The 475-nt window shown below is 55.4% G+C and carries 1 protein-coding gene; it reads left to right on the forward strand.

Translation table 11 applies throughout. The annotated features are described in order from the left end of the window. Positions 1–160: 160 nt before the first annotated feature. On the forward strand, positions 161–475 hold a 315-nt coding region (gene deoC, locus FCS21_RS15935; RefSeq protein ID WP_138624493.1), incomplete at its 3' end, for a deoxyribose-phosphate aldolase.

Below are 475 nucleotides of genomic sequence, written 5' to 3' on the forward strand. Positions count from 1 at the left end.
AGCTTGAGTCGCTCGGCTTTTCTACTGTCCACGAGTATTCCAAGGCTTGATTGTTTGTGTTAGATAAGTAACATTTAATGTTATTATTATAACGCATTAGTGTGGGTGCTGTGACAAGCGGCACACGACCATTCGAAACATACAGGCAAGGGCACGTTAAATGAACACTCTTCAACCCGCAGCATTGGCCAAGTACATCGATCACACCTTGCTGGCGCCCGACGCCTCCCGCGAGCAGATTCGCACTTTGTGCGAGGAAGCCCGGGAGCACGGTTTTTATTCGGTGTGCCTGAACTCAGGGCAGGTGCCTTACGCCGCTTCCTGCCTGGCCGACGACAGCGTGGTGATTTGTGCCGTGGTGGGCTTTCCCCTGGGCGCCGGCCTGAGTGACACCAAGGCCTTCGAAGCCGAACGGGCGATTGCCGCCGGGGCAGGGGAGATCGACATGGTGCTCAATATCGGCTGGTTGAAGGAC

The organism is Colwellia ponticola, assembly GCF_005885605.1.
Lineage (GTDB): Bacteria > Pseudomonadota > Gammaproteobacteria > Enterobacterales > Alteromonadaceae > Colwellia > Colwellia ponticola.